This window comes from Metabacillus bambusae (assembly GCF_017497975.1).
In the GTDB taxonomy this organism is placed as follows: Bacteria; Bacillota; Bacilli; order Bacillales; family Bacillaceae; genus Metabacillus; species Metabacillus bambusae.
Genome location: NZ_JAGDEL010000024.1, coordinates 14,714 through 41,328 on the forward strand (window position 1 = coordinate 14,714; position 26,615 = coordinate 41,328).

A 26,615-nucleotide genomic window follows, 5' to 3' on the forward strand; every position below is an offset into this window, starting at 1 on the left:
GGCGGTGATCCTCCTCGGTGTATACGCCTGCGGGGTCTCACCTGTCCCGCTTCTCCCGCAGGAGTCTCGCAATCCCTTCCAATCAACCTGAATTAGTTTTGTTTTTAAAAGCAACAATCACTTAGAAAAGAGCCAAATTTAAAAAGTTAGATCAATATCCCTTTATTTTAATTAGCAATAATGTCTATTTTATCATCATTATGGAATAAATTGTTCAAATTCCCAATTTTCTTGAAATTAAAAAGAGATAGCAAATGACAAATATCATCTAAGCTATCTCTTTGTTTAATTTTAGTCCATTGCAAGGATGCGATTACGCATAAAGTTCCTTTATTTGCTTCTGAACATTGGCATCTTCTAAAAACTCATCATATGTCATTTGCTTATCTACGATCCCACTAGGTGTTACTTCGATAATTCGATTTGCGATTGTTTGAACAAATTGATGGTCATGAGACGAAAAAATCATAGCGCCTTTGTAAGTAGTTAAGCCATTATTTAATGCTGTGATTGATTCTAAATCTAAATGGTTTGTCGGTTCTTCTAGTAAAAGAACATTCGAACCACTTAGCATCATTTTTGAAAGCATACAACGAACTTTCTCTCCTCCGGATAAAACACTTGGCTTCTTTAATACCTCTTCACCAGAGAAGAGCATACGCCCTAAGAACCCACGTAAAAAGCTCTCACTTTGATCATTTGGTGAATATTGACGTAACCAATCAACTAGCGTTGGCTCAGATCCCTTAAAATATTCACTGTTATCTTTTGGAAAATAGGCTTGAGTCGTTGTTACTCCCCATTTGTATGAACCACTATCTGGCTCCATTTCACCTGCTAAAATTTTAAACAGTGTTGTGATCGCAATTTCATCACGTCCTACTAATGCAATTTTATCTTCTTTATTTAAAATAAAATGTACATTATCTAAAACTTTTACACCATCTATTGTTTTTGATATTCCTTCAACACGCAATACATCATTACCTATTTCTCGGTCTGGAGTGAAGTTTACATATGGATAACGACGTGAAGATGGTTGAATATCATCTAATGTAATTTTATCTAGTAGTTTTTTACGTGAAGTTGCCTGCTTAGATTTAGAGGCATTTGCACTAAATCTAGCGATGAAATTTTGAAGCTCTTTTATCTTCTCTTCTTTTTTCTTATTCGCTTCTGAACCTAATTTAAGTGCTAATTGACTTGATTCATACCAGAAATCATAGTTACCAACATAAACTTTAATTTTAGAAAAGTCTAAATCCGCAATATGTGTACATACTTTATTTAAGAAGTGACGGTCATGGGATACAACAATAACAGTATTTTCAAAGTTAATTAAAAACTCTTCAAGCCACCCGATCGCATGAATGTCAAGATGGTTTGTAGGCTCGTCTAATAGAAGGACATCCGGCTCACCAAATAAAGCTTGTGCTAAAAGAACTTTCACCTTTTCTCCACCAGTTAATTCAGCCATTTTCTTCGTATGAAGGTCTTCTGAAATGCCAAGACCTTTTAATAAAATAGCTGCTTCACTTTCCGCTTCCCAACCATTTAACTCCGCGAATTCTCCCTCTAATTCAGCTGCTTTCATTCCATCTTCATCCGTAAAATCAGCCTTCATATAAATCGCATCTTTTTCTTGCATCACCTCATAAAGACGTTTATGTCCCATGATAACTGTTTTAAGAACTTCATGCTCTTCATATTCAAAGTGATTTTGCTTTAAGACAGCTAGACGCTCGCCAGGTGCCATGCTTACATCACCTGATTGTGCCTCAATTTCACCTGATAATATTTTTAAAAATGTGGATTTCCCCGCACCATTTGCACCAATTAATCCGTAGCAATTCCCCGGAGTAAATTTAATATTAACATCTTCAAAAAGCTTTCGATCGCCAAATCGTAAGCTAATATTCGTAACTTGAATCATGAAACATCCTCCAATACTTTAAACATCTAAACAATTATACCACTTAAATACAGTTTTTTATACGTTATGTGAGAACATCTTTACATACATTTAATGATTCCATTTAGTTCAATCAGATCCAAGATGCGAAAAATCCTACGTATAATTCAATCCTTTATTGTAAAGTCTTTTATGGATTGGAGGTTATTCGATGTTTACGTCCCGCGGTGATGCGCATAAATTATATTTAAAATTTAAAGATACCTATAAGCGTAATCAGTCAATAGATGAGTTGAGAGAATTAACAGAAATTGAAGAGATCCAATCGTTTTATAATAGCCTGAAAAGCTCTACACTGGAAAAAATCTATTATCGTGTGTTGAAAGAGAAAAATGGGATGGGCATTATACCTGTTTTGGTTTCTGCAGGTCCTTGGCTCTTGTTTCTTTTTTCTAAGAAGCTTCAAGAGTTCTTATTCGCCAATGGAAGCGTACTTTTCTTCGTATTTATTACGATATATTTACTCATTCTCATCATTAGCGTTATCCTCCATTTTCGTGAGAAAGCTTGGGCTGAAGTTCACGCTACAATTATTAAAGATATCTTGACTAACCGACTACCAAAAAGCAACCCATCTTCATGAGTAGTGGGTTGCTTCGATTATATTATTTCTCTTTTCTATGTTTTCTCATGACAATAAATAAAAAGATTATTCCTGTTGTAACAGTTGTAAGTGCTGAGAGCATTGCATTTACGTTTGTAATAACAAATAACGAAGGAATATCACCAACTACTGTATCTTCCATCGTAAGAAAAATACATAAAAACATATTATTTGCTGCATGTGCACCGATAGAGTATTCTGAACTATTCGTTTTAATTGAAATATATGTCCAAATAAATCCCATCGCTAAATAATCAATCGCCACCCAAAATGCTCCATGTTCCATTTCAGGGTTACTAAAGTGCAAACTTCCAAAGATTCCTCCAATAATGATCATTAAGATAATTGGATTTTTTGTTATTCTACCAGCCCATTGTAATAAAAACCCTCTAAAGAACAATTCCTCTGAGGTCGTTTGGATAGGAACTAATAGCATTGATGCAACAACTAACCAAGCAAAACGAGTTCCATCAAAATCATTTAAGGCATAGTCATTGGGAAAAATAGCATAATCTAACAGGGCAAAAAGTGCAAATAATAATAGCGCAATGAAAAACCCATAAAAAATTTTCGACCAGTTTATCCTCTCATTTGGTGTAATAAAGGAAATGAGCTTCCTTTTCAGTATCGTTCTTGCTGCAATCCACATACCTATAACAGTCAGGATGTTAACAATATGATATAAATAAAAATCAACGAGTGGATCTGATATCATCATCTCTTCAAAATCAACAATACCTGGGTTAATAAGTGCGGTTACTAGCACTGCTATTACATACGCTATTGTACCCACCACAAACATAAACGTTAAAATAACCAATAGTGACCAAAAATAGCGCAAATGCGTGTTTTTCCCTTTAGCAATTGAAATGAAATTAGGATCCATAATAACACTCCTCTAACATTTTAAAATAATTGGATGAACAAATAGATTGCTACACCACAAATAATTAAGGCTGAAACTTTATTAATTTTATTAAGTATGCGTCCTCCATGATCTACTTTTTTAATACTTTTTCCAGCCAGTGCTAAACAAAAAAACCAAAGCCATGAAACGATAATACAAGCACTAGTAAATAACCATTTCTCATAGCCGCTGTACACTAACGAGATTGTACCAATAACGCCGATTGTATTCTAAAATAGCATGAGGATTTAACAATGAAACGGACATCGCAAACATCACTTTGTGTTTTAGCAGATAGATATGATTGGTCATCATTAAAAGTAGATTGTCCCCCAGATTTCCTAACTGTCCACCCCATGTAGATTAAAAACAGCACTCCAATCATAAAGATGATAGCTTTCAACCATGCAAATGAAAATACAATGATTGAACACCCAATACAGCAAGAATGATTAAGTACGTATCACAAAGTGCAGCAGTTAAAATAATCGGTAGCGCACGAACATATGTAGGTTGTACGGCTCCTTGATTGAACACAAATACATTTTGAGCACCTAAAGGAAGAATAAGTCCAAATGCCAATAAAATGCCATGAAAAATTGCTTCCATTCATTTCCCTCCATTCTATGTGTATATCATAAAAAAGAGTAGATAATATTTCCTTAAAAATGTATGTAGGTAAAGATTTGTGGCTCAAAAGGTTTTTAATGTCGTAATAAAATAGACCTTCTGTTATTCTCACATACTCCCTACCTAGTAATTTTTAACAGATATTAACATTATAATCAATAAAAATACGTTAATCTTCACAAGAATGTATGATTAACTTCCTTTCAACAGATGATAGTTTCAGAATTAAACAGAATCATTGTATCTCGAAAGCGTTTTTCTGCATGTTATTGTCCATTTTTAACATGTTACACAAAAAAAGCTCTTCGGCTTACCGTTTATTGTTAAGATATTTGTAAGCGTATTCAATCTTTTGAAGGAGGTTACTTCATGTATACATTTATTGGTGGAATTTTACTTCTTATTGTAGGTTATTTTATTTATGGACGTTTCGTTGAGAAGGTTTTCGGTGTAAAGGATGCTAGGCAAACTCCAGCTTTTTCTAAACGAGATAATGTTGATTATCTACCAATGGGTAAAAAACGAAATTCATTAATTCAGTTATTAAATATTGCTGGTGTCGGACCTATTTTCGGACCAATCATGGGAGCATTGTATGGGCCTGCAGCATTTATTTGGATTGTAATTGGCTGTATTTTTGCTGGTGCAGTTCATGACTACTTAACAGGCATGATTTCCATTCGTAACCGCGGTGCACATTTACCAGAGCTTGCTGGTAAATTCTTAGGAAAAACGATGAAGCACGTAGTAAATGCTTTCGCCATTTTATTATTACTTTTAGTAGGTACAGTTTTCGTCACAGCACCTGCCGACCTTTTGGCTGGTATTACTCCAGACTGGATATCATTTGGATTTATTATTGCAGCAATCTTTATCTATTATATTTTGGCTACACTTTTGCCAATCGATCAAATCATTGGCCGATTATACCCAATCTTCGGTGCATTGCTTTTAATCAGTGCAATTGGAGTTGGCGCTTCATTAGTTATAACAGGGGCACCAATTCCTGAATTAACTTTACAAAATATGCATCCTGACAAAGCGCCAATCTTCCCACTATTATTTTTAACGATTTCTTGTGGTGCTTTATCTGGATTCCATGCAACACAAACACCAATTATTTCTCGTACAACACAAAATGAGTCACAAGGTCGTTTTATTTTCTACGGAATGATGATTGCAGAAGGTATTATTGCGATGATCTGGGCTGCAGCAGCGATGAGCTTATTTGACGGTTATAATGGCTTAGCAGATATTTTAGCAAATGGTGGTCCTGCAGCAATCGTAAGTGAAGCATCTACTGCTATGCTAGGGGCTATCGGAGGTACACTCGCAGTACTTGGAGTGATCGTATTACCAATTACATCTGGTGACACAGCATTTAGAAGTGCAAGAATGATTATTGCCGATTATTTAAACATCTCACAAACGAAACTAATGAGTCGATTATGGATTGCAGTTCCATTGTTCGTTATCTCATATGGATTAACCAAAATTGACTTTACACTTTTATGGCGCTATTTCTCATGGGCAAATCAATCAACAGCAGTTATTGCATTATGGGTTGGGGCGATGTATTTATTTATCGCAAAGAAAAATTACTGGATTGCCATGATTCCTGGAATCTTTATGACAATGGCAACAACGACTTATATTTTAAATGCAGCTATTGGATTTGGCTTACCAATGAACATCTCTTACATTGGCGCTAGTATTGCCACAGCAATAATTATAGCACTGTTCTACAAAGCTGCAATTAAAGCAAGAGCAAACAACTTACAACTTGATGATGATGCGAATATTGCAGCTTAAAAATTTGAAACGACGATGAAGCAAAAAAGACAAGGTAGTATATTTGTTGAAAAACTTTTTTTAAAACCCTTAAATAAAAACAAGTAAAAGAGCATGGATTTCCCTGTTCTTTTACTTGTTTTCAATTATATTTCTTAACATCTCTATTTAAGCTTTGTCTAAAATTCCAACGTTTTCACAGACAATTCATTATGTAATTTTTTAAATGATGTTATCACTTTTAATGTCGTTTCATCAGGTACACCAAAGTCTTCAATATGCCAATATAAGCTTAACATGGAATGACAATAGCCCCACAGTAAAACTCTTTCTTTATTCAAATCTAATTGATCTACTAATATATCAATCCGTCTATCTATTACATCGGTGATTTTATCAACAGGTAATTTATTCAGGAGAAATTGAATGACATCATATTCCCGCTCACCAATTAAACCCTTTGGATCAATTGCGACCCACGTATTATTTTTAGCGGATAAAACATTGTAATGATGAAAATCTCCATGAAGAAGAAATAGGTCATTAATAGTACTTGTTAACCTAGAAAATATTTCTTCCGCTTCAATAAGCATCTCTTTTGAAAGAGGACCTATTCCATTTTTATGCTCTTTACGTATCTGCTTAAAGTCCTCTTCCCTTTGAAAAATCGTTGGGATACATGAATTTATAGGAGCATTTATCCATAAGTTCTTCATAACTTGTGACATAATAATCGTTGATTCTTCGTCATTTGATAGCAAGGATAGCTTTTCCCCTGGTAAAACCTTTTCCAATATCATAATCCCTTTTTCTGTTTCATAGTCAAGTAGTCTGGCTATACCATTTCCATTAAACTGTTTAAGCGCTTCAATTTCTTTCTCAAATCCCCCATCACCTAGTACCACGAGTTTAATAACAACTTGACTTCCATCCAGTGTGAATGCAGGAGCAACAAAGTTATATGATAACTCATAGGGCGGCTGTATTTGAATCTCCCATCTTGCTTCACAATACTTGACTAAATCATTAAAGTTATCCAACCACTTCTGTCCGTGCTCTCTATGAACAGATTTTATGGTTTCTATAAACTTCTCAGGCAAATATGTCACTAGTCTCACCCTTACATAAATTAGTTGGCAATACTATTTTTCATGATGTTAATACAAATCAAACATATTAATATCATGATCTAACTGCTTCAAATAGTTAAATAGCTGTGCTCGGTGATGATACGTATGTGTCACTATTTCAATTAACCATTTTATTTGTATATGACCACCTTGTTCAAAATAAAATGGTTTTGTTATTTTATTCATTAAATCTTCATCACTCAAAGCGAGTATATAATCTTTCAACTTTTCGAAATTATGCTGCATTTGAGTTCCTAATTTCTCCGGGTCTCTTATTTCTTCAATGTCCAATTCTATTTTTCTGTATTCCTTCTCACTTTTTTCTTCCAATAAACATGTTAAATCTGAAAGAGGTATCGATACTAAGTGATGGACCAACTCTACTAATGATCTCATATTTTCCTTCGGTCGATAATTCCATTGGCTATCTTCAATCTTTTGAATTAGATTAATGGATGTTTTAACAGCAAGTTCTAGTTCCTCAAATAATAAATCTGTCATTTTATTAATATGATTCATCCGGCTTTAATTCCTTTCAAACTTATTTTATAGGTTAATACCTACCTATTTCGATAATATTAATAATTATCCTTTATTCAACATTAACATTTACTTACAATCAAAGTCAGACATATTGTCCTGGAATATTCACTTCCGGGAAGAAACATATTTAAACCAATAGCTATTTTTGTGATAAAATGAGCTAATGAACAAAAGCGTAAGCGCCCGTTTAGCGATGGATGGGCGCTGGAGTTCGAGTTCAAACGCTTATCTATAATACAAAAGTTTTTATAATTTTCTTAACAACTAGAAAAGGAGCAGTCAACTTGAAGTTACATACGCTAATTGAATATTGTTTATTAATTCTTTGTTCTGGAGCCTATTTTGCCTTTCTGGGCTTCCGTTCAAATGGACTTACCTTTATTGTTGGGGTAATTCTTCTTTACATAATTATCAATATTTCTACGAAAAAAATCCTACCACGCTACCATCTTGAAAATAAAAAGATGTCTGTTTTAATAAGCGTCCTCTCCATTATCGGAACAGTATTTATTACAATGCTTATTTTAACTATATTTGTGACATAAAATGTAGATTTACTCTTCTGGTTTTGTAGGTGGTTTTCCATGATTTTGTTTTCGTCTTTTTCTTATAATCAGTATCATGATGAAAAGAAGGCCACCTAAAACTAGTAATACTGGTAGGCTACCTATGATAAATATGATAACTGCTGAGCATGCTTTTAACACAAAATTCACACTGTTCATAAATTGTTCCTTCGTTTTCTCCCACGTGTTTAAGTCATCATTATCTAATGCCGGTATTTTCACTTTATCTTCTACCACATGAATTGTTACAGTAGCTAAGTCAACTTTATTGTTCAAGTAATTCATTCTACCTTTAATTTGTTCAATCTCCTCTTGAACAACAGCCAAATCCGCTGAAATTTTTAATAAATCCTCTGTTTTTTCCGCCTTTTCCATAAAATCCAATAATCGCTTCTCAACGACTTTTTTTGATGTCATCCGCGATTCCAAATCTACATATTCCTCTGTTACATCTTGACCAGAAATCGAACGATCGACTACTTTTGTACTTTCATTTTCTACAGATTGTAAAAATGAATCAAATTTATCCTGGGGGATTCGAACTGTAATTGTTCCTTCAAGGGATTCATCCTCACCTGTTGAATATGAATTAGATTCAACGATATATCCATTTGAGGATGTAAGCTGTTGTTGAACAAGATTTAGTGTATCCTGATAGCTTTTTACTCGAATTGAAAGGTTTGCCGAATAAATAACCATGCGATCATCTGAATTACTTTTATCCTCATTCGAAGGTTCTTTTGTATCTTCCTCAGACTTCTCAGTGACTTCTTCGTTAGCTAATTCTGTAGTTTGCTCTTCTCCCTCAGCTATGCTACTTTTATGCTCAATTTCGTCTACTGTTTTGTCTGCTTGACTAGATTCCTCTCCAGAATTACTACACCCACTAATAATCCCTGCAATTAAAAGTGCTAAACCGATCAAAAGCAACTTTTTCATCTCGACACACCCTTTACGATTTATGACTAAGGTTCTAACATCCAATTAACATATGGACTTAACCAACACGATGAAGAAAGGCTGTACTACATACCAAACAATTAATAAGACATATTCAGTACTAGTGATATAATAATTTTTTTAGAACGTAAACTGACAAATTATTAACTAAATTGGCTTGTTAATAATGAGGAAGTTCCGTCTCTTTTTCCTTCATGAGAATAGTCGTTTTTTTAAAATAAAATGTTACATAAATTTGTAAAATAGGAAAATAAATAAACACCAACTTCAATCTAATAATTAACATCGGCTTTTCGAATACATTTAGTACTTGCTTATTTTTATACGATAAAAAGCCGACCTATTTTAGATCGGCTTTTTGATGGTTATATGGTTATTCTACTTTACTTAAATGATTAAAAGGAAAGAAAATAAATTCCGATTTCCCTAATATCCGATCTGACTCAATCAAACCAAGCCCATTGCGGCTATCCATGCTATTTAGTCGATTATCACCCATGACAAAATAACTTCCTTCTGGGACTTCTATCTCTTCAAAATCATTTGTTAGAAGCATTCCCATTTGTTCTGCATCCTCTTCGTTACTTTCTAAATAAGGCTCTTCGATCTTTTTACCATTTACATATACATTACCATTCTCTGCACTAACTTTATCTCCAGGTAATCCGATAATTCTTTTAACATATCGAATGTTTTCTTCTTTCCCATCAATGATAACAATATCCCCTTTTTCAATTTCTCCGATAAATTGTAGGGTCTTATTTACAAAAAGACGATCTCCATCCTTTAATGTTGGATCCATTGAAGATCCTTCTACAAGATATGGTTCAAATAAAAAGAAACGAATAATCATAGCAAGACCTACTGCAAGAATGATTGCTTTTGTCCATTCCCAGATCTTTGATTTTGACGTTTCTGTTTCAGTTTGCGACATGATGTGGCCTCCTATTTTATTGCTCTATTTCCATTATACCTATTTAATACTATTTATTTGCTATAAAATAAAAAAATCCTTTATCTTTTTGCAATTATTCTTCAAAATGGTAATGAATAGTAAAAAATACAAATTATGAAGGCGGGAACAAAATTAATGGAGTTTATTTTCAGCGTACTGAGAGTTCTACATATTATTGGAGGATTTGTCTCTCTTTTCGTATTTTGGGTTCCTATTGTAACAAAAAAAGGGGGTAAACTTCATTATACTTTTGGATGGATTTACGTCTATGGCATGATCGTCGTTGCTATCAGCGCCTTTTATATGGGATTTTATCGTATCTTTCTTGACCACTCATCAACAAAAGAAATTATTTCATTTTCTTGGTTTCTTATTTTCATTAGTATTTTGAGCTCTGCAGCAGCTTATTATGGTTTACGAGTATTACGGAATAAGAATCGCAAAAAGAAACACACACATCTACTTGACCTCAGCTATCCAATATTGCTACTTATTTCAGGAATAGCCATTAGTATATATGGTTTTATTCATGAAATCCCGTTACTATCATGGTTTCCTATTGTAGGATTTTTTTTAGGTATTACCCAATTAAGCTATTGGCTTCAAAAACCGACCAGAAAAATGCATTGGTGGTTTGAACATTTTGCAGGTATGCTAGCATGCTGTATTTCAACGATCACAGCGTTTGTTGTATTCGGCGCTCCTAGATTATTAAATATTGAATCAGTTAGTATCATTTTGTGGTTTTTACCTACGATTATCATAACACCATTGATTATTGGTCTCAGCATTTATTATGGTAGAAAATTTAACAAGCCTTAAACTCAAAGTTTGTAAATTTGATTTGACTAATTACACTAAAGCCTCACTTTAAGATCAATTAGGATAACTCAAGAGGGGCCTGAATCCACCAAACGCTAGTATTTTCTCACTCACATTAAAGACTATAAAATAAATATATTTGAGGGTTCGCCCCCGATTGTTTTTGAGTCATCCTTTTTTAATCTATTCTTTGTTAAATTATATTGATGTTTTTGTATTAAAGTAGGAAGATCTTGCTCCCTTTATTATCAACAGTTTTGTTTAATAGAACTAATCGATTATTTCCAATGTAACATCTATATTGCCCCTTGTTGCTTTAGAATAAGGACAGAAATTGTGTGCCTTATGGACTAACTCCTCCAACTTTTCTTTTTCAATACCTGTCCCTTTCACTTGCAAAGAAACAGCCAATTTATACCCTTGATCTCCTTCATCTTTCAACAAACTAACATTAGCTGTAACTTCTGATTCAAATTGTACTTTGGCTTTTTTTGCCATAAGTTGTAATGCCCCATCAAAACATGCAGAATAGCCAGCTGCAAATAGTTGTTCAGGATTAGTTGCTTCAGGTAAGTCCTTTGCTCTAGGAGTTCCAGGCATTGCTATATCTAAATTAATGTTCCCATCAGAAGACTTTACACTTCCTTCTCTACCTCCAACTGCTGATACTGTTGCTGTAAATAGTGGTTTTGTCATGATTATCAACCCTTTCTTCATATTTTGCTTTCATTCAATTTAGTTTCACACATCAAAAAGATTCAATTCTTCATTCTATTAAACTTTACCCTTATTCACAGTTTCTAATCCACTAATTATTTTTCATAAAAAAAGCTGACTATAGCGAAGCGTTATGCTTCGTCATCAGTCAGCTCAGAAAAGTTACGATTCACTTATTCACTAACAGGTTTTTTTAGTAACCCAAGCATGATTGCTGTGATTACAGCACCAATTGCAATAGCTAATAGGTAAAGAAGCGGATTTCCTTCTACTAATGGAATTACGAATGCCCCACCGTGTGGTGCACGTAAACCATTTCCAAAGAACATTGCTAATGCGCCAGCAACAGCTGAGCCTGTCACAATTGAAGGAATAACACGGGCTGGATCACCAGCTGCAAATGGAATAGCACCTTCTGTGATAAATGATGCCCCCATAATGTAGCATGTAATACCTGCTTCACGTTCACGTTTTGTAAATTTACTACGGAATAATGTTGTTGCAAGAGCAATACCTAATGGAGGTACCATACCGCCTGCCATAACAGCAGCGTGTGGTGCAAAATTACCTGAATCAATCATTGCAATTCCAAATGTAAAGGCAGCTTTGTTAATAGGACCGCCCATATCAATTGCCATCATTCCACCTAGTATCAAACCAAGAAGAACTAAGTTACCAGTACCTAAACCACCTAAAAATTCACTAATTAGTCCGTTTAATGCACTTACTGGTTTATTTACAACAAAGAACATAATCATTCCAACACTAAAAATACTTAATACTGGATATAAAAGGACTGGCTTTATACCTTCCAATGATGCTGGCATACCTGATAATAGTTTCTTTAGAAGAACTACAATATAACCTGCTAAAAATCCTGCAATCAAACCACCTAAGAACCCTGCTCCACCTTGCGCTGCCATAAACCCACCGACCATACCTGGCGCTAGACCTGGGCGATCAGCAATACTTAAAGCAATAAATCCCGCTAATACTGGAATCATAAGTCCAAATGCATTACCACCACCAATTGTGCTTAAAGCCTCAGCAAATGCATTATATGTTTCGTGATTTGGATCTGATGCATGAATACCAAACATAAATGAGATCGCAATTAATATCCCACCACCAACAACAAAGGGTAGCATGTTGGAAACACCATTCATTAAATGTTTATAAAACCCTGTTCTTCCTCCACTTTGATCTTCTTTTCTTCCCTCACCACTACCTTGATAAATAGCGGCATCTTGTTTAAGTGCACGTTCTATTAATTCTTTCGGTTTTCTAATTCCCTCTGCAACTGGAACAATAATGACATGTTTGCCTTTAAAACGTTCCATTTCTACTTGCTTGTCAGCTGCAACAATGATCGCTGTAGCTTCTTCGATTTCAGCGGCAGTTAAGACATTTTTCGCCCCGCCAGAACCATTTGTTTCTACCTTAATTGACACATTCATTTCTTTTGCTTTTTCTTTTAACGAATCTGCTGCCATATAGGTATGAGCAATTCCTGTTGGACATGCAGTTACCGCTAAAATCTTGCCCGCATTTGAGCCTTTTACCTCTTCGGCTTCATCCTGTACATCATATTGATCAATAACTGCTAAAACTTCATCTGCCGAATTTGCAGTTAATAGTTTTTCTCTTACTTCCTGTTTCATCAAAATAGATGAAAGTTTAGATAAGGCTTCCAAATGTGTATTATTCGCACCTTCTGATGCCGCTATCATAAAAAACAAGTAGCTTGGTTGACCATCAAGAGCTTCATAGTCAACACCAGCTTTTGATCGTCCGAAGACAATTGCTGGGTGTTTTACTGCATTCGTCTTGGCATGTGGAATTGCAATTCCATCACCAATCCCAGTGGTGCTTTGCTGTTCACGATCCAAGACTGCACGCTCGTAAGCTGCTTTATCTGTAAGCTTACCAGCTCTATCTAATACATCAACTAACTCTGAAATAACATTCTCTTTTGATGTTGCTAGAAGATCTAACTTAATCGTTTCTTTTGTTAATAGCTCAGTAATTCTCATCTTTCTTCCCCCTCCACCCTATTAACTTCAATATAAGGTAATAACTCTTCTATTTTTTCTTTTGTACAAAGCTCCATTGAAAATGCAGTGGCACTTCCCGCTGCTACTCCAATTTTAAACGCTTCTTCTATAGTATAACTTTTTGAAATGGCACTTATGAATCCGCCAACAACAGAATCTCCAGCTCCAACTGAATTTAACACCTTGCCTTTTGGTACATTTGCTACATAGCTATTATTTTCTGTTATAAGCAATGCACCTTTTTCAGCAAGCGAAACAATCACATGCTTTACACCTTGTTCTACTAGTTTCTTTCCATAAATAAGAGCTTCTTCTACAGACTGAATTTCTGTATTGAACAGTTCTCCAAGCTCATGGTGATTAGGTTTAATAAGATACGGCTTTTCAGTAATAACTTCTTTAAGAGCTTCACCAGAAACATCAGCCACAACTTTAATCTCTTTTTCTTTGCAGACTGCAATAATCTCTTTGTAGATGGATGAAGGTAATGTTCCAGGTATACTTCCAGCCAACACGACAATGTCTTCCTTCGTCATCTTTTGGAAAATTTCAAAGAATTCCGTTAGTTGGCCATCCGAAATATTCGGACCTAAACCATTTATCTCACTTTCAACTTCAGTCTTTAATTTAATGTTAATTCGTGTATCACCAGAAACCTTTACGAAATTACTAGGGATTTTTTCAAGATTTAAAAAATCCTCAACAAACTTACCTGTAAAGCCTCCGATAAAACCTAATGCGTTTGATTCGACTGATAATCGTTTCATTACGCGTGATACATTAATCCCTTTCCCACCAGGAAACTTTGTATCTGCAACTGTTCGGTTCAAAGAACCTAGTTCGAATTGTTCAACTTCTACGATGTAATCAACTGATGGGTTTAATGTCACGGTATAAATCATTCTTTCACGACCTTTATTGCTGTATTTTTTCCATATTGATGTAGTACGTCTTCTTCCACATCATCTGTTATGATTTTCGCTTCAGACAGATGTGCTATTTTTGAAAATGCAATCTCTCCAAATTTTGTATGATCCGCTAATACATAATTTTCACGTGATAAGCGAAGAGCTGTCATTTTCAATGCTGCTTCCTCTGGGTCTGGGGTTGTATAACCAAATTCATGATGAATTCCATTTACACCCAAAAAACATTTATCAAAACGGTATTGTTCTAATGATGTTAAAGCACCACGACCAATCATGGCACCTGTTATTGGTTTTAAGAATCCTCCAATTAAGTAGGTTTTTAATCCTTTTTTCATTAGTGGTTCAATAATTGTAAGCCCATTAGTTACAACGACAAGTTCCTTTTCAGTTGGAAGATATTCAACCATTTGTAATGTAGTTGTCCCTGCATCCAAGAAAATGCAATCACCTTCTTCAATGAATGAAGCGGCTTCTTTTGCAATTAATTTCTTTTGATGAAGGTTTTTGGCTGATTTCTCAATAATATTTGGTTCACTTAGCTTACCTTGCAGCAGTGCTGCCCCACCATGAATTCTTTTTAAATATTTTTCTTCCTCTAACTGAGTTAAATCACGTCTAATCGTTGATTCAGAAGAGTTTGTCAGATCGACAAGTTCCTGAATTTTCACTGAATGTTTAGCTTTTAATACATCCAAAATAACTCGGTGACGTTCAGGAGTTAACAAAACTTATCACCCCCCTACCAATTGTAAGCGAATACAAGTTACCTTACACACTTATTATACTGTCGATTTTAGTCAAAATCAATCACAAAATTTCAAAATCTATCAAAACCCAGTTATTTATAGCTATTTTTCTTTTAATTCCTATTACTTAGCTTGATCATAACTTTCATCTTTATGAGGTATTTACAATTTTTTATTTGATTAAACCGATTTGCTTGTTTTTTTAACATTAGATTTATTTATTGAACCATTTTTCCCATTATTTAAACCACTTCTATAGAAGCAATAATGTTATTCTATTTTCCAGATCAATACATCCTAAATCATACAAAAAAATCTCCTCTCAGATACAACTACTTACATAGTAGTTGATCCAACAGGAGATTTTCCCTTTCCAGCTTTATTCATATCTTAAAGATTCAATCGGACTCAAGCGAGCCGCTTTATTTGCAGGAAGCAAGCCAAACACAACACCGATTAGCATGGAGAATAATAATCCACCGACTACAACTTGCCATGAAATAAGTGGTGGCCAACCCGCAAATATTGAAACGATATTTGCAGCAACAGCACCAAGAATAATACCAAATATTCCACCTATTAATGTTAACGTAACTGATTCAATGAGAAATTGAGTTAAAATTTGTCTCTTTGTTGCCCCTAATGCTTTTCTTATGCCAATCTCCCTTGTTCGTTCTGTAACAGAAACAAGCATGATGTTCATGACACCAATACCACCAACGACCAGGGAGATTCCAGCTATTGAACCGATAATTAGTGTCATAATCCTTGTAATTTGGCTAATTCCTGCTGCCATTTCTTCCATATTAAATACCTTATAGGATTCATCTGTGTTATGAGAGGCATTTAAAAGTTGAGTTGCTTTTTCTCCGGCTTCCTTCATAACATCTGCATTAATTGCTTGAAGAGTGATTTGATTGTAATCATTTTTTCCGAAGGATGCACGAAACGTATTCCAAGGTATATATACTTCCATTGCTCCAAAGGCGAATAAACCTGTTGGCTTATCCAACACGCCAACTATTTCAATTGGCTGGCCTTTAATCCAAATAACTTCCCCTACTGGATTTTTTTTAGCAAACATTTCTTTCTTCAATTCATTACTAATAACCCCTACACGTGTACCACCTATAAAATCAGCTTCCATAAGATTTCTACCTGACTTTATCTTTAAATCATTCACTTCGATATAAGCTTGGTTTACACCATTCAAACTTGTCTCTAATTTTTCTTCATGGTAACGTGTAGGGAAATATTCTGTTGATGAAGCCACAACTTTTTTCACTTCAGGTATACTGCTTAATGAATTTACATCCTCCTGAGTAAAAGCAGCGTTCATATAGGCATTTGGGCTTGACATTATTTCCTCTTCACTAGGTTCATAGTAAACCTCAATTGTGTTGCCAGGCCCTGTTATGGATGTTTTTAATAATTGCTCTCCACCTTGACCAATGGCTACAACTAATATTACTGATGCCACCCCAATAATAATCCCTAACATCGTCAGGATCGATCTCAATTTATGTGCTAACACAGAGCTAAGTGCCATTTTCATATTTTCTAGTAAACTCATATCTTATCTCCCCCGCTCTTCATCGGAGAGAATGCTTCCATCCCTAACCGTTATAATTCGCTTGGCATAATCAGCTACCTCCTGCTCATGTGTAACAAGAATAATTGTTGTGCCTTCCTTATTTAACTCTGTAAATTGCTCCATGATGGATATACTTGTTTTACTATCTAGTGCACCTGTTGGCTCGTCAGCTAAAATAATTTTTGGATCATTTACGATTGATCTTGCTATGGCAACACGTTGTTTTTGTCCTCCGGATAGTTCATTAGGTAAATGATTTACTCTATCAGATAAACCGACCTTCTCAAGTGCATGTTTTGCTCTTTCTTCACGTTCCTTCCTTCCTAAGCCTGCATAGATCATAGGAAGCTCCACATTTTTCAAAGCTGATAAACGAGGTAATAACTGAAATTGCTGAAAGACAAACCCAATTGATAGATTTCGAACTTTTGCTAATTCCTCATCCTTGTAGGTAGAAATGTCTTCGTTACTCAGTAAATATGTACCCGATGTAGGATTATCTAGACAACCAATCACGTTCATTAAGGTCGATTTCCCTGATCCAGAAGGCCCCATTATTGCCACAAATTCTCCATTATAGATTGTGAGGTTTATATCTTTTAATACATCTAATGTTTCAACCCCAACCTTGTAGCTTTTCGTGATAGTAGTAAGCTCGATCATTTAACACTCACTTCCATATCATTTTGAAGCTGATCCGGAGGATTGATAATAACCTCTTCTCCTTTTTCTAAACCTGATTTTAGTTCCATAAATTCTTCACTAGTGGCTCCCATTTTCACTTCTTTACGGATTGCTTTTCCTTCTTTGATAACAAACACATAATACTTTACACCGTCCTGACTCACAGCTTCTAAAGGAATTGCTTGAACATGACGTTTTTCTGTTTCAATTTCCATAATCAGTTTAAATCCAGGCTTTGCTTCCATATCCTTAGCATCAATTGATACTTCAATTGGATATTGGACAGCTGTATCCTCAGTTCCCATTCCATTTTCAGTCTGTTCGGGCAATAGACTAACTTTCGTAACGGTACCCTTCCATTCTTTATCAGGAATGACGTCAGATCTGAGTATAACTGGTTGTTTTTCGTCAATTTTTAATGAATCATATTCTGAAATAAGCCCTTTGACAACATATTCATCAGCTTTCCCAATATGTAAAATTGACGTTTGTGTAATACCCTTAACCGCCTCCTTATCTATCGAAAGCACAGTTCCAGCCATTTCGCTTTTTACCTCTAACTGTTTTACTTCTTTTCAAGCGTTTCTTTTTGGAGAAGAACTTGCCTTGCTTCAATATCAGCGACTTTTAAATCAATTTCTAATTGATCTCGTTCAGCATCAATCTGTTTTTTTGCTTCTTTCTTGCCAACTTGTTTTTCTAAGTCATCTTCTTTATCATCTAAGTCATCAATTTGTTCTTTTATTTGATTGATTCGTAAATATGATGATTCAATTGAAAGCGCATTTTGCTCTTTTTCTAATTGCAGTTGCTCGTTTTCATATCGTAACAGAGGCGTTCCTTCTACTACTTTATCTCCCGCTTTTACAAGAATCTCTGATACTTCACCATTTTCAGGATCTAAGTAAATAAAGTCTTCCTGACTTAAAGAAAGTGTTCCGGGAACCATAACATTCCCGGTTATTTCACGTTCCTCAACACTCCCTGTTTTAACAGCAAGATTTTCTTTATTCAAGGCTTTAATAACATTTACTCCAACTAATACAAGAATTAATAAAATGACACTTGTTGAGATCCAGATTTTTTTCTTCATTAGAATTGTGTCATTCCTTCTATTGCTCCACCTAATGCAGCAAAGAGGAGCCCTAATACAAAAAAGACAATTGTAATGATTGTTGCAGCTGGTTTAGATAGCTTTCCTACAATAATAAGCCCCATTGTTAAAAGAATATAATACCAAATAGTAAAAACTTCAATTGTACTAAGAACTGCACCTAAGACTCCATCTGCTCCTACAAAGCTGTTTACACTTGTCAGCATTATTGCAGGATCACCATCAATTGCCATAATAATCAGTTGATTAAGGATCTGGCCAATTATCGTGATAAAACTAGTGAAAATCGTGAAAGAGAGCATTTGCTAATATGTAGCATCAGATTTTGCGATTTTAGCAATCCCCCAAAAGACTAAAGCAAAAAATAGATAAGTTATTGGAGTAACGAAAAATCCAACTACTGCTGCCCCTGCAATTCCAAAGGTTTTAGCCATTTCCAGTTCTTCAGGGGACATTTCCATCCCAGATACTGTTGAATAATCAACATTTAATACTGTGATTGCTGATACAATTGTCATTATTACTGTAAAGAGAATTAAAGGAACCCAAATAACTGGCATCTCTCTTATTCTCTCAAACTGTATACCTGGACTAAATACCATACCGAATAATGACGGCTTTTTCTTTTGAATAGTTTCTTGTTCCATAGTAATCAACCTCCATTTTATGTATTCATTTACTTATACGTTAAAAATTGGGAATAGTTTCATGTTTTATTATTTTTAAAGAACAAAAGCGCAAGCGCCTTGATCAGCCCCGACAAGCATAAGATGATTTAGAATAGAAGGCGTTCTTTGCCTTCAATTCTAAATTAGCTTATGATCTCGAGGGGCTAGGCGCTGGAGCTGGATGTCGTGCGCTTATCCACAGTTCAAGAATTTTATAATTTCCTTAACGATAAAAAAAGCAAGAAAGAGTATATTAACCTTCTTCCTTGCATTCACTATTTATTCTAAATTATTATTCTTCCTGTTTTGCAACTACTTCTGTTATATAATCTGCAATTGAGTTGATTTCTGCTTCAGATAGGTTTCCTTCAAACGATGGCATTGAAGTTCCACCTTGGTTTATTTTCTCCACCACTTTATTATGGTCCTTTGCTATTTCACTTTTTTGCAGGTTCGGTCCATTATGACCGTCTGCCCCATCTCTACCATGACATGCTAAGCAGTTCGCTTCATAAACCGTTCGACCTTCGTCTACATTTGCAGTCGTTTCTGTTCCTTTATCATCAGGGCTTTTTTGTTCTTCCTCATTTGAATTATTTTTATCATCAGGATATGCTTCAGCTTTAGGAGCATCTTCGACTTTTTCAATGGTTCCATCTAGCGAGAATGTCCATACTGAATCACCATGTTTTGAACCGGCAAGCGAGTTTCCTGCAGCAAATACTGTAATATATTGTTTCCCATCGATTTCATAGGAAATTGGTGGTGCATTTACCCCTGCATCGGTCATAAATTCCCAAAGTTGGTCTCCAGTTTTTGCATCTAATGCGATGAAACGTCCATCACTATGTCCAACGAAGACTAATCCACCTTTAGTTGTTAGTGCTCCACTATAAGCTAACGTATCCCATTTCTGTTGCCACACGACCTTATTCGTTTTAACGTCCATCGCTGTAACTGTACCTCTCACTGGAGCTTCTTCTACTGGAGCAATTATACTTCCGACGTAAGTATTTCCTTGCTCAAGCTCTTCTTCACTTCTTGTTAATGACATATACGAATCATTTCCTAGTACATAAAATAACTCAGTTTCTGGATTATAAGCAGATGGTGGCCAATTTGCTCCTCCAAAAGCTGAAGGCTTTGTAACCACTGGTTCCTCCCAGAATGGATCGAATATTTTCCCAATCTTTCCTTTATAATTAGGAATGTCACGCTTGATATCTTCTTCAGTCACCACTTGAGGAACAAATGAATCTCCCACCGGAATAGGTTGTGTTGCTGCAGTTGCCTGTCTTTCATCCTGCGGTACTGGTGTTTCATTAATACCAATTAACGGCTTTCCATTGGTACGATCTAAAAAGTAAACCCATCCTGTTTTTCCTGCTGAACCAATCGCCTTTCGCATCTCCCCATCCTTTTCTACGTCAAATAAGATAACAGGATTTGGTGAATCTAAATCCCAAATATCATGATGAACTTGCTGGAAGTGCCATTTGTACTCACCTGTTTCTACATCTATGGCAACAACAGAAGCTGAGAATAAGTTATCACCTTTACGTAAGCTTCCGTCTAAATCTGGGGCTGCATTTCCTGTTGAAAAATAGAGCATACCTAATTCTGGATCAACAGCTGGTGTTTGCCATACTGGGGCCCCACCCGTCATCCAAGCTTTATTGTCAGATGGCCATGTTTCATGTCCCACTTCTCCAGGTCCTGGTACTGTATTGAAGCGCCATAGCTCTCTTCCTAACTCAGCATCATATGCTGTTACTCGACCACGAATCCCGTATTCTCCCCCGGATATTCCAGTAAAAACTTTTCCATTATAGTAAAGAGGTGCACTCGTAATGGTAAATCCTTTTTCCCATTCGTCGACCTTCGTTTCCCAAACAACCTCACCTGTTTTTTGATCCAAAGCTACAAGTCTAGCATCCAATAAACCTACAAATACTTTGCCTTCACCGATGGCAACTCCGCGACTAGTCCAGCCACAACATACGGTTGAAAGCTTTTCTGCAATTTTCGGGCGATATTCCCAAATGGTTTCTCCTGTTTTTGCATCTAAAGCTAATACGTCATTTTCACCTGTAATAACAAACATTACTCCATCGTATACGACAGGGCTGGCTTCCCCTGAGTATTTAAAATCAAAACCTGAGCCTAAGTGAGCAACCCATTCTCCTTTCAGTCCACTTATTGTTGATTTGTTTATTTGATCTAATGGCGAATACCGTTGATTATAAACATTTCCTCCATTTGTAACCCAATCCTCTTTTGGTAGCGTTGTCATTTCTTCGGTAGTAAATGCTGGTGATACATCACCTTCATAATTTTTATGCTGCTTTACTAATGCTACATCCGTAGAGTTAGTGTTTTCAGCTGTTGCTTCTTCTGTTTCTTCAGAATCGCTGTCAGTACTTTCAGTGCCTTCCGTTTCTTTTGGCTTACTTTCAGTCATTTGATTCCTCTCACTAGATTGACTTGATTGACAGGCAGTAGATAGGACTAATAAAAAAGTAAGCAGAACGAGATAAAGCGATTTACTCTTCATTCCTAACAATTTTATCCACCTTCTTCTGAGTAGTTTTATCCTTTAGTCAAAAACCTGTCTAAGATGAAATTGCATTACCTCTGTAAGTATTTATAATCATCCTATTTCGTCCAACATTAATATATTCTAAAAAATATAAAAAATCATTTCATTTATCCTATATAAATTCATTACATTTGTATGATTTCCCAAAGATACCGATAGATCTTCGGTTAAATAGTAAGTTCAAATTATATAGGTGTACCATTTTCAAGAGGAAAAAGGTTTTTAAATAAAAAAGACATTATCTTCTCGATAACATCCTTAGGTACAACCTTTAAAATAAGATTTTTGCTAAATAAACAACAACAGTTACTGTAATACTACTAAATAATGTTGACAATAAAACAGCCTGTGCAGCATATTCTGGATTGTTTTTATATTCAAGCGCAAAAAGTGCACTGTTTCTTGAGCTTGGAAAGGAACTTGCAATGAATAGTGCTTGTGCTATCGTACCTTCTAAATTTAATACGATGATGATGATAAATGCGATGATTGGAGAAAAAATCAAGCGGCCAACTAAACTTAGAATTAGCTGTAACGAAAATTTGGTTAATTTCAAGAAAGCACTTTGAGCCCCAAGTGTGATAAGGGCAATTGCAAGGAATGCATTCGAAATATCATCGATTGGGCGCCATATAAAGAAGGGAATTTTGATGGTTAATGCATTAAAAATCATTCCCAAGAGCAAAGCATAAATAATCGGATTTTTAAAAAATTCCTTCATTGCCCCTAGTCCTTTTGTATTTACAGAAACCGAGGTCATAAGTCCATATGTATACGTTATGAAATTTTGGAAGATCGTCACAACTACTTGAATTGATGTACCGAGAGGATTTTCATGAAACACAAGCTGGCTAACTGGTAAACCGAAGTTTCCCGAATTATTAAGCACAACACTATTTTTAAATGTTGCTGATAGACTTTGATCAAATTTGAAAACTTTAGCAAGCATGGCACTTAATAGCATTAAAATCAGGTTTTGAATCGTTAAAAAGCCAAGAATTCGAACAAGAATTTCACCCTTCAAACTAGTTTCATAGATATTCACAAAACTCAAAGTAGGCAAGAGTAAAAAAGTATTTAATTTTGATAATGTGTTCATATCAAAGAAAAATTTTCGATGCAAAAAAGCACCTAGCCCGATTAATATAAATACAGGTAAAATAACATTTAATATGATTAAATATAAAGTATCCACCTGAATACACCTCCTTTATGTATTTGTAAAAGGCTATTTTCTTAGATATTGTTGCTTTAAAGCGAAAACTGTTTAAGGTTGATTGGAACGGATTGCAAGACTCCTGCGGGAGCAGCGGGACAGGTGAGACTCATGCAGGCGTTTACGCCGAGGAGGCTCACCGCCCGCCCCGCGGAAAGAGAGCATCTCTCGCTGCAATCAACCACACCGCACGACTTCGTAAATAGCAACAAAGTTTGCGAAAACAGCTTAGTAAAAACACAGAAAAAGACCGATTAAATATCAGCCTTCTTCTACATCATTCTATTTAAGCCTCTTCATTAATCACAACGTTACGACCTTTCATTTTTAAAATAATCGGTATTGTCATCCATAAAAGGGCAATAAGAATAAAGATAAGTGAAATTGGTTTTTCTATAAAAATCATGAAATCACCATTTGACGTTGTTAAAGCTCTTCTCATATTATTTTCTATCATTGGTCCTAAAACTAATCCTAATACAAGCGGTGCTACAGGATAGTCATTCTTCGTTAAGAAATAACCGATAACACCACATCCTATTAATAATAATAGATCAAAAACAGTAAATTGGACAGCATAAACACCAAATATGGAGATTGCGATAATGATTGGTAATAAATATTTTGTTGGCGTCTCGATAATTTTCGCAAAGATTTTCACAAGAGGTAAGTTTAAAATAAGTAGCATGACATTTCCGATAAACATACTTGCAATCAATCCCCATGCAACTTGAGGATGATCTGTAAAAAATAATGGACCTGGTTGTATATTATACATTATAAGCGCACCCATTAAGATGGCAGTTGTTCCAGAACCCGGAATCCCTAACGTTAACAATGGGATCATTGCTCCTCCAGAAGCTCCATTGTTTGCTGCCTCAGGTGCAGCAACACCTTCAATAGCCCCTTGTCCAAATTTACTTGGATTTTTACTTATTTTCTTTTCCATAATATATGAAAAGAAAGAGGCAAGTGTAGCACCTGCACCAGGTAAAATCCCGATAAAAAATCCTAATAAAGATCCTCTAACAATTGGTCCAGAGCTATCCTTCATATCCTGTTTTGTTGGTAAAATCCGTTCAACTCTTGCTATCGAACCCTCAGTCTTTTCTTTTTCAAGTATTGTTTTAAATACCTCTCCAAGGGCAAAAAGTCCGACAGCCACTGTTAAAAACTCAATACCCGAATATAATACTGGAATTTCATAAGTAAACCGTGCAACACCAGAAACATTATCCATACCGATTGTCGCAATTAAAAGTCCAACAACTGTCATGATTAACGCTTTTGTTCTTGACTTTCCTGCAAGACCACTAACCGCACATAGTCCTAAAATCATTAATGAAAAATATTCTGCTGGACCAAATGACAAAGCAACACTAGATAATGGTTCTGCTAATATTGTTAGGCCTATAAGTGCAACAATCCCTGCAAAAAATGAACCAATTGCTGAAATAGATAACGCTGCACCAGCTCTCCCTTGTTTCGCCATTTGGTAGCCGTCTAATGCAGTTACAACTGATGATGATTCCCCTGGTGTATTTAATAAAATAGATGTTGTAGAGCCCCCGTACATTGCTCCATAATACACACCAGCTAATAATATTATCGAGCTTGCTGCTGCAGATTCAGGATCAAGGCCAGAAGTAAGCGTTGCTGTAACAGGAATTAATAAAGCAACTCCACTCATAGGACCTATACCAGGTAGAACGCCAACCGCTGTTCCTATCAATACTCCAACAAATGCGAATAATAAATTATGCCATTGTAATGCCTCTGCAAACCCATGTGTAAGAAATTGAATTGTATCCAATTATGCCACCTCCTCGTTAAAACCAAATTGGGAATCCTGGTAAAGACCCTTCTAAAACCTCTACAAATAAATAATAGACACCACCCGAAAAACATGCTGATAGAATGATAGATTTTATAAGATTATTTCTGTCCATTACTTGAAAACTAATTAATAAGAAGAGAAAAGTTGTGAGAATAAATCCTAAACTTTCAATAAACAACGCATATGCTAACGCCGAAGTTAAAATAATGAGGAACCGTTTATAATCTAATGTTTCCTTTCCCTTATCATGATCGACATATTGAAATGTCTCATAAAACAACCTTAGACTTAGTAATATTAAAACAGCTCCTAAAATTGTTGGAAAAATATCTGAACCAACATTACTCCCATAAGCACTTTCAGAAATTTTCCTACTTTCAAAGATAAAAAAAACGCCAATAATCATATAGATCAAACTTGAATAACGATCAAATGTTTTATTCATTACACATCACCTCCAATGAAAGGTACGGGGAGGATCTCCTCCCCTTTTTCAAGTTATTATTTCTCCATACCTAGTGCTGTTAATAATTCTTGTACGACTACATTTTGTTCGTCTAAAAATGATTTAAAATCAGCTGCATTTTTATAATCGCTTTCCCAGCCGTTTGTCTTTAATTCTTCATTCCAAGCTTCACTTTCAGATAATTCTTTCAATGTTTTTTCCCAATAAGCTAATTCATCTTCTTTCATTTCTTTAGGACCAAAAATGCCTCGCCAAATCGTAAAATCAGCATCTATTCCTGCTTCTTTAAATGTAGGTACTTCTGCCAATTCTCCAGTTAATCGTTCTGTAGAACTAACTGCTAATACTCTTACTTTTCCTGATTTAACATATTCACCAATTGTAGATGCGTCTGTAGCAATTAAGTCTGCATTCCCGCCAAGGAGTGCTGCAATCGCTTCTCCACCACCGTCATATGAAACATACTTCACTGATTTTGGATCAATTCCATATTTGAAAGCAGGTAATACGGCTACTAAATGATCCATAGAACCTGGTGCAGATCCACCAGCAACGGTTACTTTAGTTGGATCAGCTTTTATCGCCTCTAATGCAGAAGGTAAATCGGTGAAAGGTGAGTCATTTTTTACAACGATTGCCCCATAATCTCTCGTTAACTGAGCAAGTGGAGTTGTATCCTTATATCCATAAGGACTGTTTCCTTCTTTTTTCTCATGATTTATTAAAATAGGTGGTGAGCTGACCATTAGTTTATATGGGTTATTTTTTTCTTGTGTTGCAAATTCAGCCATATAAACAGCTCCGCCACCACCAGGTTTGTTTTCCACAGTCATTGTTTCACTAACTAGTTTTGTTTCACTTAAGATCTTTGCTAATGAACGAGCAGTTAAATCCCAGCCACCACCTGCACCAGAAGGAGCTACGACTGTAATTGGTTTTTTAGGATAATCTGAAGCGTTACCATCTCCACCGGTTGCCTCCTGCTTTCCACCACATGCTGCCAACATAAATGTTAATAAACCTACTACGATCCACATCAACACTCTCTTCATTTTTATTCCCCCTTAATTATTTCTCAGAACGAAAGATGTCAAAGCGCTTATCAACAGTA

Annotated in this window: 23 protein-coding genes and 2 pseudogenes; 4 read left to right on the plus strand and 21 right to left on the minus strand. The window is 35.4% G+C overall.

Annotation, left to right across the window (positions count from 1 at the left end):
- Positions 1-313: 313 nt before the first annotated feature.
- Positions 314-1,933 carry an ABC-F family ATP-binding cassette domain-containing protein gene (locus tag I7822_RS23175; RefSeq protein ID WP_066330622.1) on the minus strand — a complete coding sequence of 540 codons (1,620 nt, stop codon included), beginning with the start codon at positions 1,931-1,933 and terminating at the stop codon, positions 314-316.
- A 190-nt stretch (positions 1,934-2,123) separates the two neighbouring features.
- Here I7822_RS23175 and I7822_RS23180 point away from each other — a divergent pair, with 190 nt between their 5' ends.
- Positions 2,124-2,555 (plus strand): hypothetical protein, encoded by a 432-nt coding sequence (locus tag I7822_RS23180; protein ID WP_207981445.1) that lies wholly within the window; start codon positions 2,124-2,126, stop codon positions 2,553-2,555.
- A gap of 22 nt (positions 2,556-2,577) precedes the next feature.
- Here I7822_RS23180 and I7822_RS23185 read toward each other — a convergent pair whose 3' ends face one another.
- On the minus strand, positions 2,578-3,462 hold the full coding sequence (locus tag I7822_RS23185) for a CPBP family intramembrane glutamic endopeptidase (RefSeq protein WP_207981446.1): 885 nt from the start codon (positions 3,460-3,462) through the stop codon (positions 2,578-2,580).
- Between the two features lie 20 nt (positions 3,463-3,482).
- A pseudogene (locus I7822_RS23190) lies at positions 3,483-4,092 on the minus strand (LysE/ArgO family amino acid transporter).
- Between the two features lie 390 nt (positions 4,093-4,482).
- On the opposite strand from I7822_RS23190, the gene I7822_RS23195 reads away from it, so the two are divergent.
- Positions 4,483-5,925: a carbon starvation CstA family protein gene (locus tag I7822_RS23195; RefSeq protein WP_207981447.1), complete on the plus strand. Its 1,443-nt coding sequence runs from the start codon at positions 4,483-4,485 to the stop codon at positions 5,923-5,925.
- Between the two features lie 158 nt (positions 5,926-6,083).
- Here I7822_RS23195 and I7822_RS23200 read toward each other — a convergent pair whose 3' ends face one another.
- Positions 6,084-7,013: an aminoglycoside phosphotransferase family protein gene (locus I7822_RS23200; protein WP_207981448.1), complete on the minus strand. Its 930-nt coding sequence runs from the start codon at positions 7,011-7,013 to the stop codon at positions 6,084-6,086.
- A 48-nt stretch (positions 7,014-7,061) separates the two neighbouring features.
- Positions 7,062-7,553: a DinB family protein gene (locus I7822_RS23205; protein ID WP_207981449.1), complete on the minus strand. Its 492-nt coding sequence runs from the start codon at positions 7,551-7,553 to the stop codon at positions 7,062-7,064.
- 308 nt (positions 7,554-7,861) lie between these two features.
- Here I7822_RS23205 and I7822_RS23210 point away from each other — a divergent pair, with 308 nt between their 5' ends.
- Positions 7,862-8,122, plus strand: coding sequence for a hypothetical protein (locus tag I7822_RS23210; RefSeq protein ID WP_207981450.1), 261 nt, complete (start codon positions 7,862-7,864; stop codon positions 8,120-8,122).
- A gap of 9 nt (positions 8,123-8,131) precedes the next feature.
- On the opposite strand, the gene I7822_RS23215 is transcribed toward I7822_RS23210, so the two are convergent.
- Both I7822_RS23215 and lepB read right to left on the minus strand, forming a co-directional pair.
- Complete coding sequence (locus I7822_RS23215; RefSeq protein WP_207981451.1) at positions 8,132-9,082, minus strand: DUF4349 domain-containing protein; 951 nt, start codon at positions 9,080-9,082, stop codon at positions 8,132-8,134.
- Between the two features lie 394 nt (positions 9,083-9,476).
- Positions 9,477-10,037: a signal peptidase I gene (gene lepB, locus I7822_RS23220; RefSeq protein WP_207981452.1), complete on the minus strand. Its 561-nt coding sequence runs from the start codon at positions 10,035-10,037 to the stop codon at positions 9,477-9,479.
- Between the two features lie 156 nt (positions 10,038-10,193).
- Here lepB and I7822_RS23225 point away from each other — a divergent pair, with 156 nt between their 5' ends.
- Positions 10,194-10,880 (plus strand): DUF2306 domain-containing protein, encoded by a 687-nt coding sequence (locus tag I7822_RS23225; protein ID WP_207981453.1) that lies wholly within the window; start codon positions 10,194-10,196, stop codon positions 10,878-10,880.
- A 270-nt stretch (positions 10,881-11,150) separates the two neighbouring features.
- Here the strand turns inward: I7822_RS23225 and I7822_RS23230 are convergent, their stop codons facing one another.
- The 14 genes and pseudogenes from I7822_RS23230 to I7822_RS23300 all read right to left on the minus strand — a co-directional run bounded on the left by I7822_RS23230 (position 11,151) and on the right by I7822_RS23300 (position 26,556).
- Complete coding sequence (locus tag I7822_RS23230; protein ID WP_207981454.1) at positions 11,151-11,576, minus strand: organic hydroperoxide resistance protein; 426 nt, start codon at positions 11,574-11,576, stop codon at positions 11,151-11,153.
- 194 nt (positions 11,577-11,770) lie between these two features.
- Entirely contained in the window at positions 11,771-13,630 is a 1,860-nt protein-coding gene (locus I7822_RS23235) for a PTS fructose transporter subunit IIABC (RefSeq protein WP_207981455.1), read from the minus strand.
- Complete coding sequence (gene pfkB / locus I7822_RS23240) at positions 13,627-14,553, minus strand: 1-phosphofructokinase (protein WP_207981456.1); 927 nt, start codon at positions 14,551-14,553, stop codon at positions 13,627-13,629. Before pfkB ends, I7822_RS23235 begins: the two co-directional genes overlap by 4 nt.
- On the minus strand, positions 14,550-15,305 hold the full coding sequence (locus I7822_RS23245) for a DeoR/GlpR family DNA-binding transcription regulator (protein ID WP_207981457.1): 756 nt from the start codon (positions 15,303-15,305) through the stop codon (positions 14,550-14,552). Before I7822_RS23245 ends, pfkB begins: the two co-directional genes overlap by 4 nt.
- 400 nt (positions 15,306-15,705) lie before the next feature.
- On the minus strand, positions 15,706-16,899 hold the full coding sequence (locus tag I7822_RS23250) for an ABC transporter permease (protein ID WP_207981458.1): 1,194 nt from the start codon (positions 16,897-16,899) through the stop codon (positions 15,706-15,708).
- A gap of 3 nt (positions 16,900-16,902) precedes the next feature.
- On the minus strand, positions 16,903-17,583 hold the full coding sequence (locus I7822_RS23255; RefSeq protein ID WP_207981459.1) for an ABC transporter ATP-binding protein: 681 nt from the start codon (positions 17,581-17,583) through the stop codon (positions 16,903-16,905).
- Complete coding sequence (locus I7822_RS23260) at positions 17,580-18,146, minus strand: efflux RND transporter periplasmic adaptor subunit (RefSeq protein WP_207981460.1); 567 nt, start codon at positions 18,144-18,146, stop codon at positions 17,580-17,582. The genes I7822_RS23255 and I7822_RS23260 overlap by 4 nt, the downstream gene beginning before the upstream one ends.
- Before the next feature lie 23 nt (positions 18,147-18,169).
- Positions 18,170-18,697 carry an HlyD family secretion protein gene (locus I7822_RS23265; RefSeq protein ID WP_207981461.1) on the minus strand — a complete coding sequence of 176 codons (528 nt, stop codon included), beginning with the start codon at positions 18,695-18,697 and terminating at the stop codon, positions 18,170-18,172.
- Positions 18,697-19,365: pseudogene (gene yknW, locus I7822_RS30005) on the minus strand (YknW family membrane protein). Before yknW ends, I7822_RS23265 begins: the two are co-directional and overlap by 1 nt.
- 313 nt (positions 19,366-19,678) lie before the next feature.
- Positions 19,679-21,940, minus strand: coding sequence for a PQQ-dependent dehydrogenase, methanol/ethanol family (locus I7822_RS23280; RefSeq protein ID WP_207981531.1), 2,262 nt, complete (start codon positions 21,938-21,940; stop codon positions 19,679-19,681).
- A gap of 316 nt (positions 21,941-22,256) precedes the next feature.
- Positions 22,257-23,180, minus strand: a complete 924-nt coding sequence (locus tag I7822_RS23285) for an AEC family transporter (protein WP_207981464.1) — start codon at positions 23,178-23,180, stop codon at positions 22,257-22,259.
- A gap of 307 nt (positions 23,181-23,487) precedes the next feature.
- Complete coding sequence (locus tag I7822_RS23290; protein ID WP_207981465.1) at positions 23,488-25,014, minus strand: tripartite tricarboxylate transporter permease; 1,527 nt, start codon at positions 25,012-25,014, stop codon at positions 23,488-23,490.
- A gap of 16 nt (positions 25,015-25,030) precedes the next feature.
- The gene (locus I7822_RS23295; protein ID WP_207981466.1) at positions 25,031-25,483 is read right to left on the minus strand and encodes a tripartite tricarboxylate transporter TctB family protein; all 453 of its coding nucleotides are present in this window, start codon (positions 25,481-25,483) and stop codon (positions 25,031-25,033) included.
- A gap of 56 nt (positions 25,484-25,539) precedes the next feature.
- Entirely contained in the window at positions 25,540-26,556 is a 1,017-nt protein-coding gene (locus tag I7822_RS23300) for a tripartite tricarboxylate transporter substrate binding protein (protein WP_207981467.1), read from the minus strand.
- Between the last annotated feature and the right edge of the window lie 59 nt (positions 26,557-26,615).

What these genes read in the sequence shown, in the direction of transcription:
- I7822_RS23250 (WP_207981458.1), bottom strand. Translation starts at nt 16,899, where the DNA reads ATGAGTTTACTAGAAAATATGAAAATGGCACTTAGCTCTGTGTTAGCA.
- I7822_RS23180 (WP_207981445.1), top strand. Translation starts at nt 2,124, where the DNA reads ATGTTTACGTCCCGCGGTGATGCGCATAAATTATATTTAAAATTTAAA.
- I7822_RS23255 (WP_207981459.1), bottom strand. Translation starts at nt 17,583, where the DNA reads ATGATCGAGCTTACTACTATCACGAAAAGCTACAAGGTTGGGGTTGAA.
- I7822_RS23225 (WP_207981453.1), top strand. Translation starts at nt 10,194, where the DNA reads ATGGAGTTTATTTTCAGCGTACTGAGAGTTCTACATATTATTGGAGGA.
- lepB (WP_207981452.1), bottom strand. Translation starts at nt 10,037, where the DNA reads ATGTCGCAAACTGAAACAGAAACGTCAAAATCAAAGATCTGGGAATGG.
- I7822_RS23280 (WP_207981531.1), bottom strand. Translation starts at nt 21,940, where the DNA reads ATGAAGAGTAAATCGCTTTATCTCGTTCTGCTTACTTTTTTATTAGTC.
- I7822_RS23195 (WP_207981447.1), top strand. Translation starts at nt 4,483, where the DNA reads ATGTATACATTTATTGGTGGAATTTTACTTCTTATTGTAGGTTATTTT.
- I7822_RS23260 (WP_207981460.1), bottom strand. Translation starts at nt 18,146, where the DNA reads ATGGCTGGAACTGTGCTTTCGATAGATAAGGAGGCGGTTAAGGGTATT.
- I7822_RS23215 (WP_207981451.1), bottom strand. Translation starts at nt 9,082, where the DNA reads ATGAAAAAGTTGCTTTTGATCGGTTTAGCACTTTTAATTGCAGGGATT.
- I7822_RS23230 (WP_207981454.1), bottom strand. Translation starts at nt 11,576, where the DNA reads ATGACAAAACCACTATTTACAGCAACAGTATCAGCAGTTGGAGGTAGA.
- pfkB (WP_207981456.1), bottom strand. Translation starts at nt 14,553, where the DNA reads ATGATTTATACCGTGACATTAAACCCATCAGTTGATTACATCGTAGAA.
- I7822_RS23295 (WP_207981466.1), bottom strand. Translation starts at nt 25,483, where the DNA reads ATGAATAAAACATTTGATCGTTATTCAAGTTTGATCTATATGATTATT.
- I7822_RS23300 (WP_207981467.1), bottom strand. Translation starts at nt 26,556, where the DNA reads ATGAAGAGAGTGTTGATGTGGATCGTAGTAGGTTTATTAACATTTATG.
- I7822_RS23175 (WP_066330622.1), bottom strand. Translation starts at nt 1,933, where the DNA reads ATGATTCAAGTTACGAATATTAGCTTACGATTTGGCGATCGAAAGCTT.
- I7822_RS23205 (WP_207981449.1), bottom strand. Translation starts at nt 7,553, where the DNA reads ATGAATCATATTAATAAAATGACAGATTTATTATTTGAGGAACTAGAA.
- I7822_RS23185 (WP_207981446.1), bottom strand. Translation starts at nt 3,462, where the DNA reads ATGGATCCTAATTTCATTTCAATTGCTAAAGGGAAAAACACGCATTTG.
- I7822_RS23235 (WP_207981455.1), bottom strand. Translation starts at nt 13,630, where the DNA reads ATGAGAATTACTGAGCTATTAACAAAAGAAACGATTAAGTTAGATCTT.
- I7822_RS23265 (WP_207981461.1), bottom strand. Translation starts at nt 18,697, where the DNA reads ATGAAGAAAAAAATCTGGATCTCAACAAGTGTCATTTTATTAATTCTT.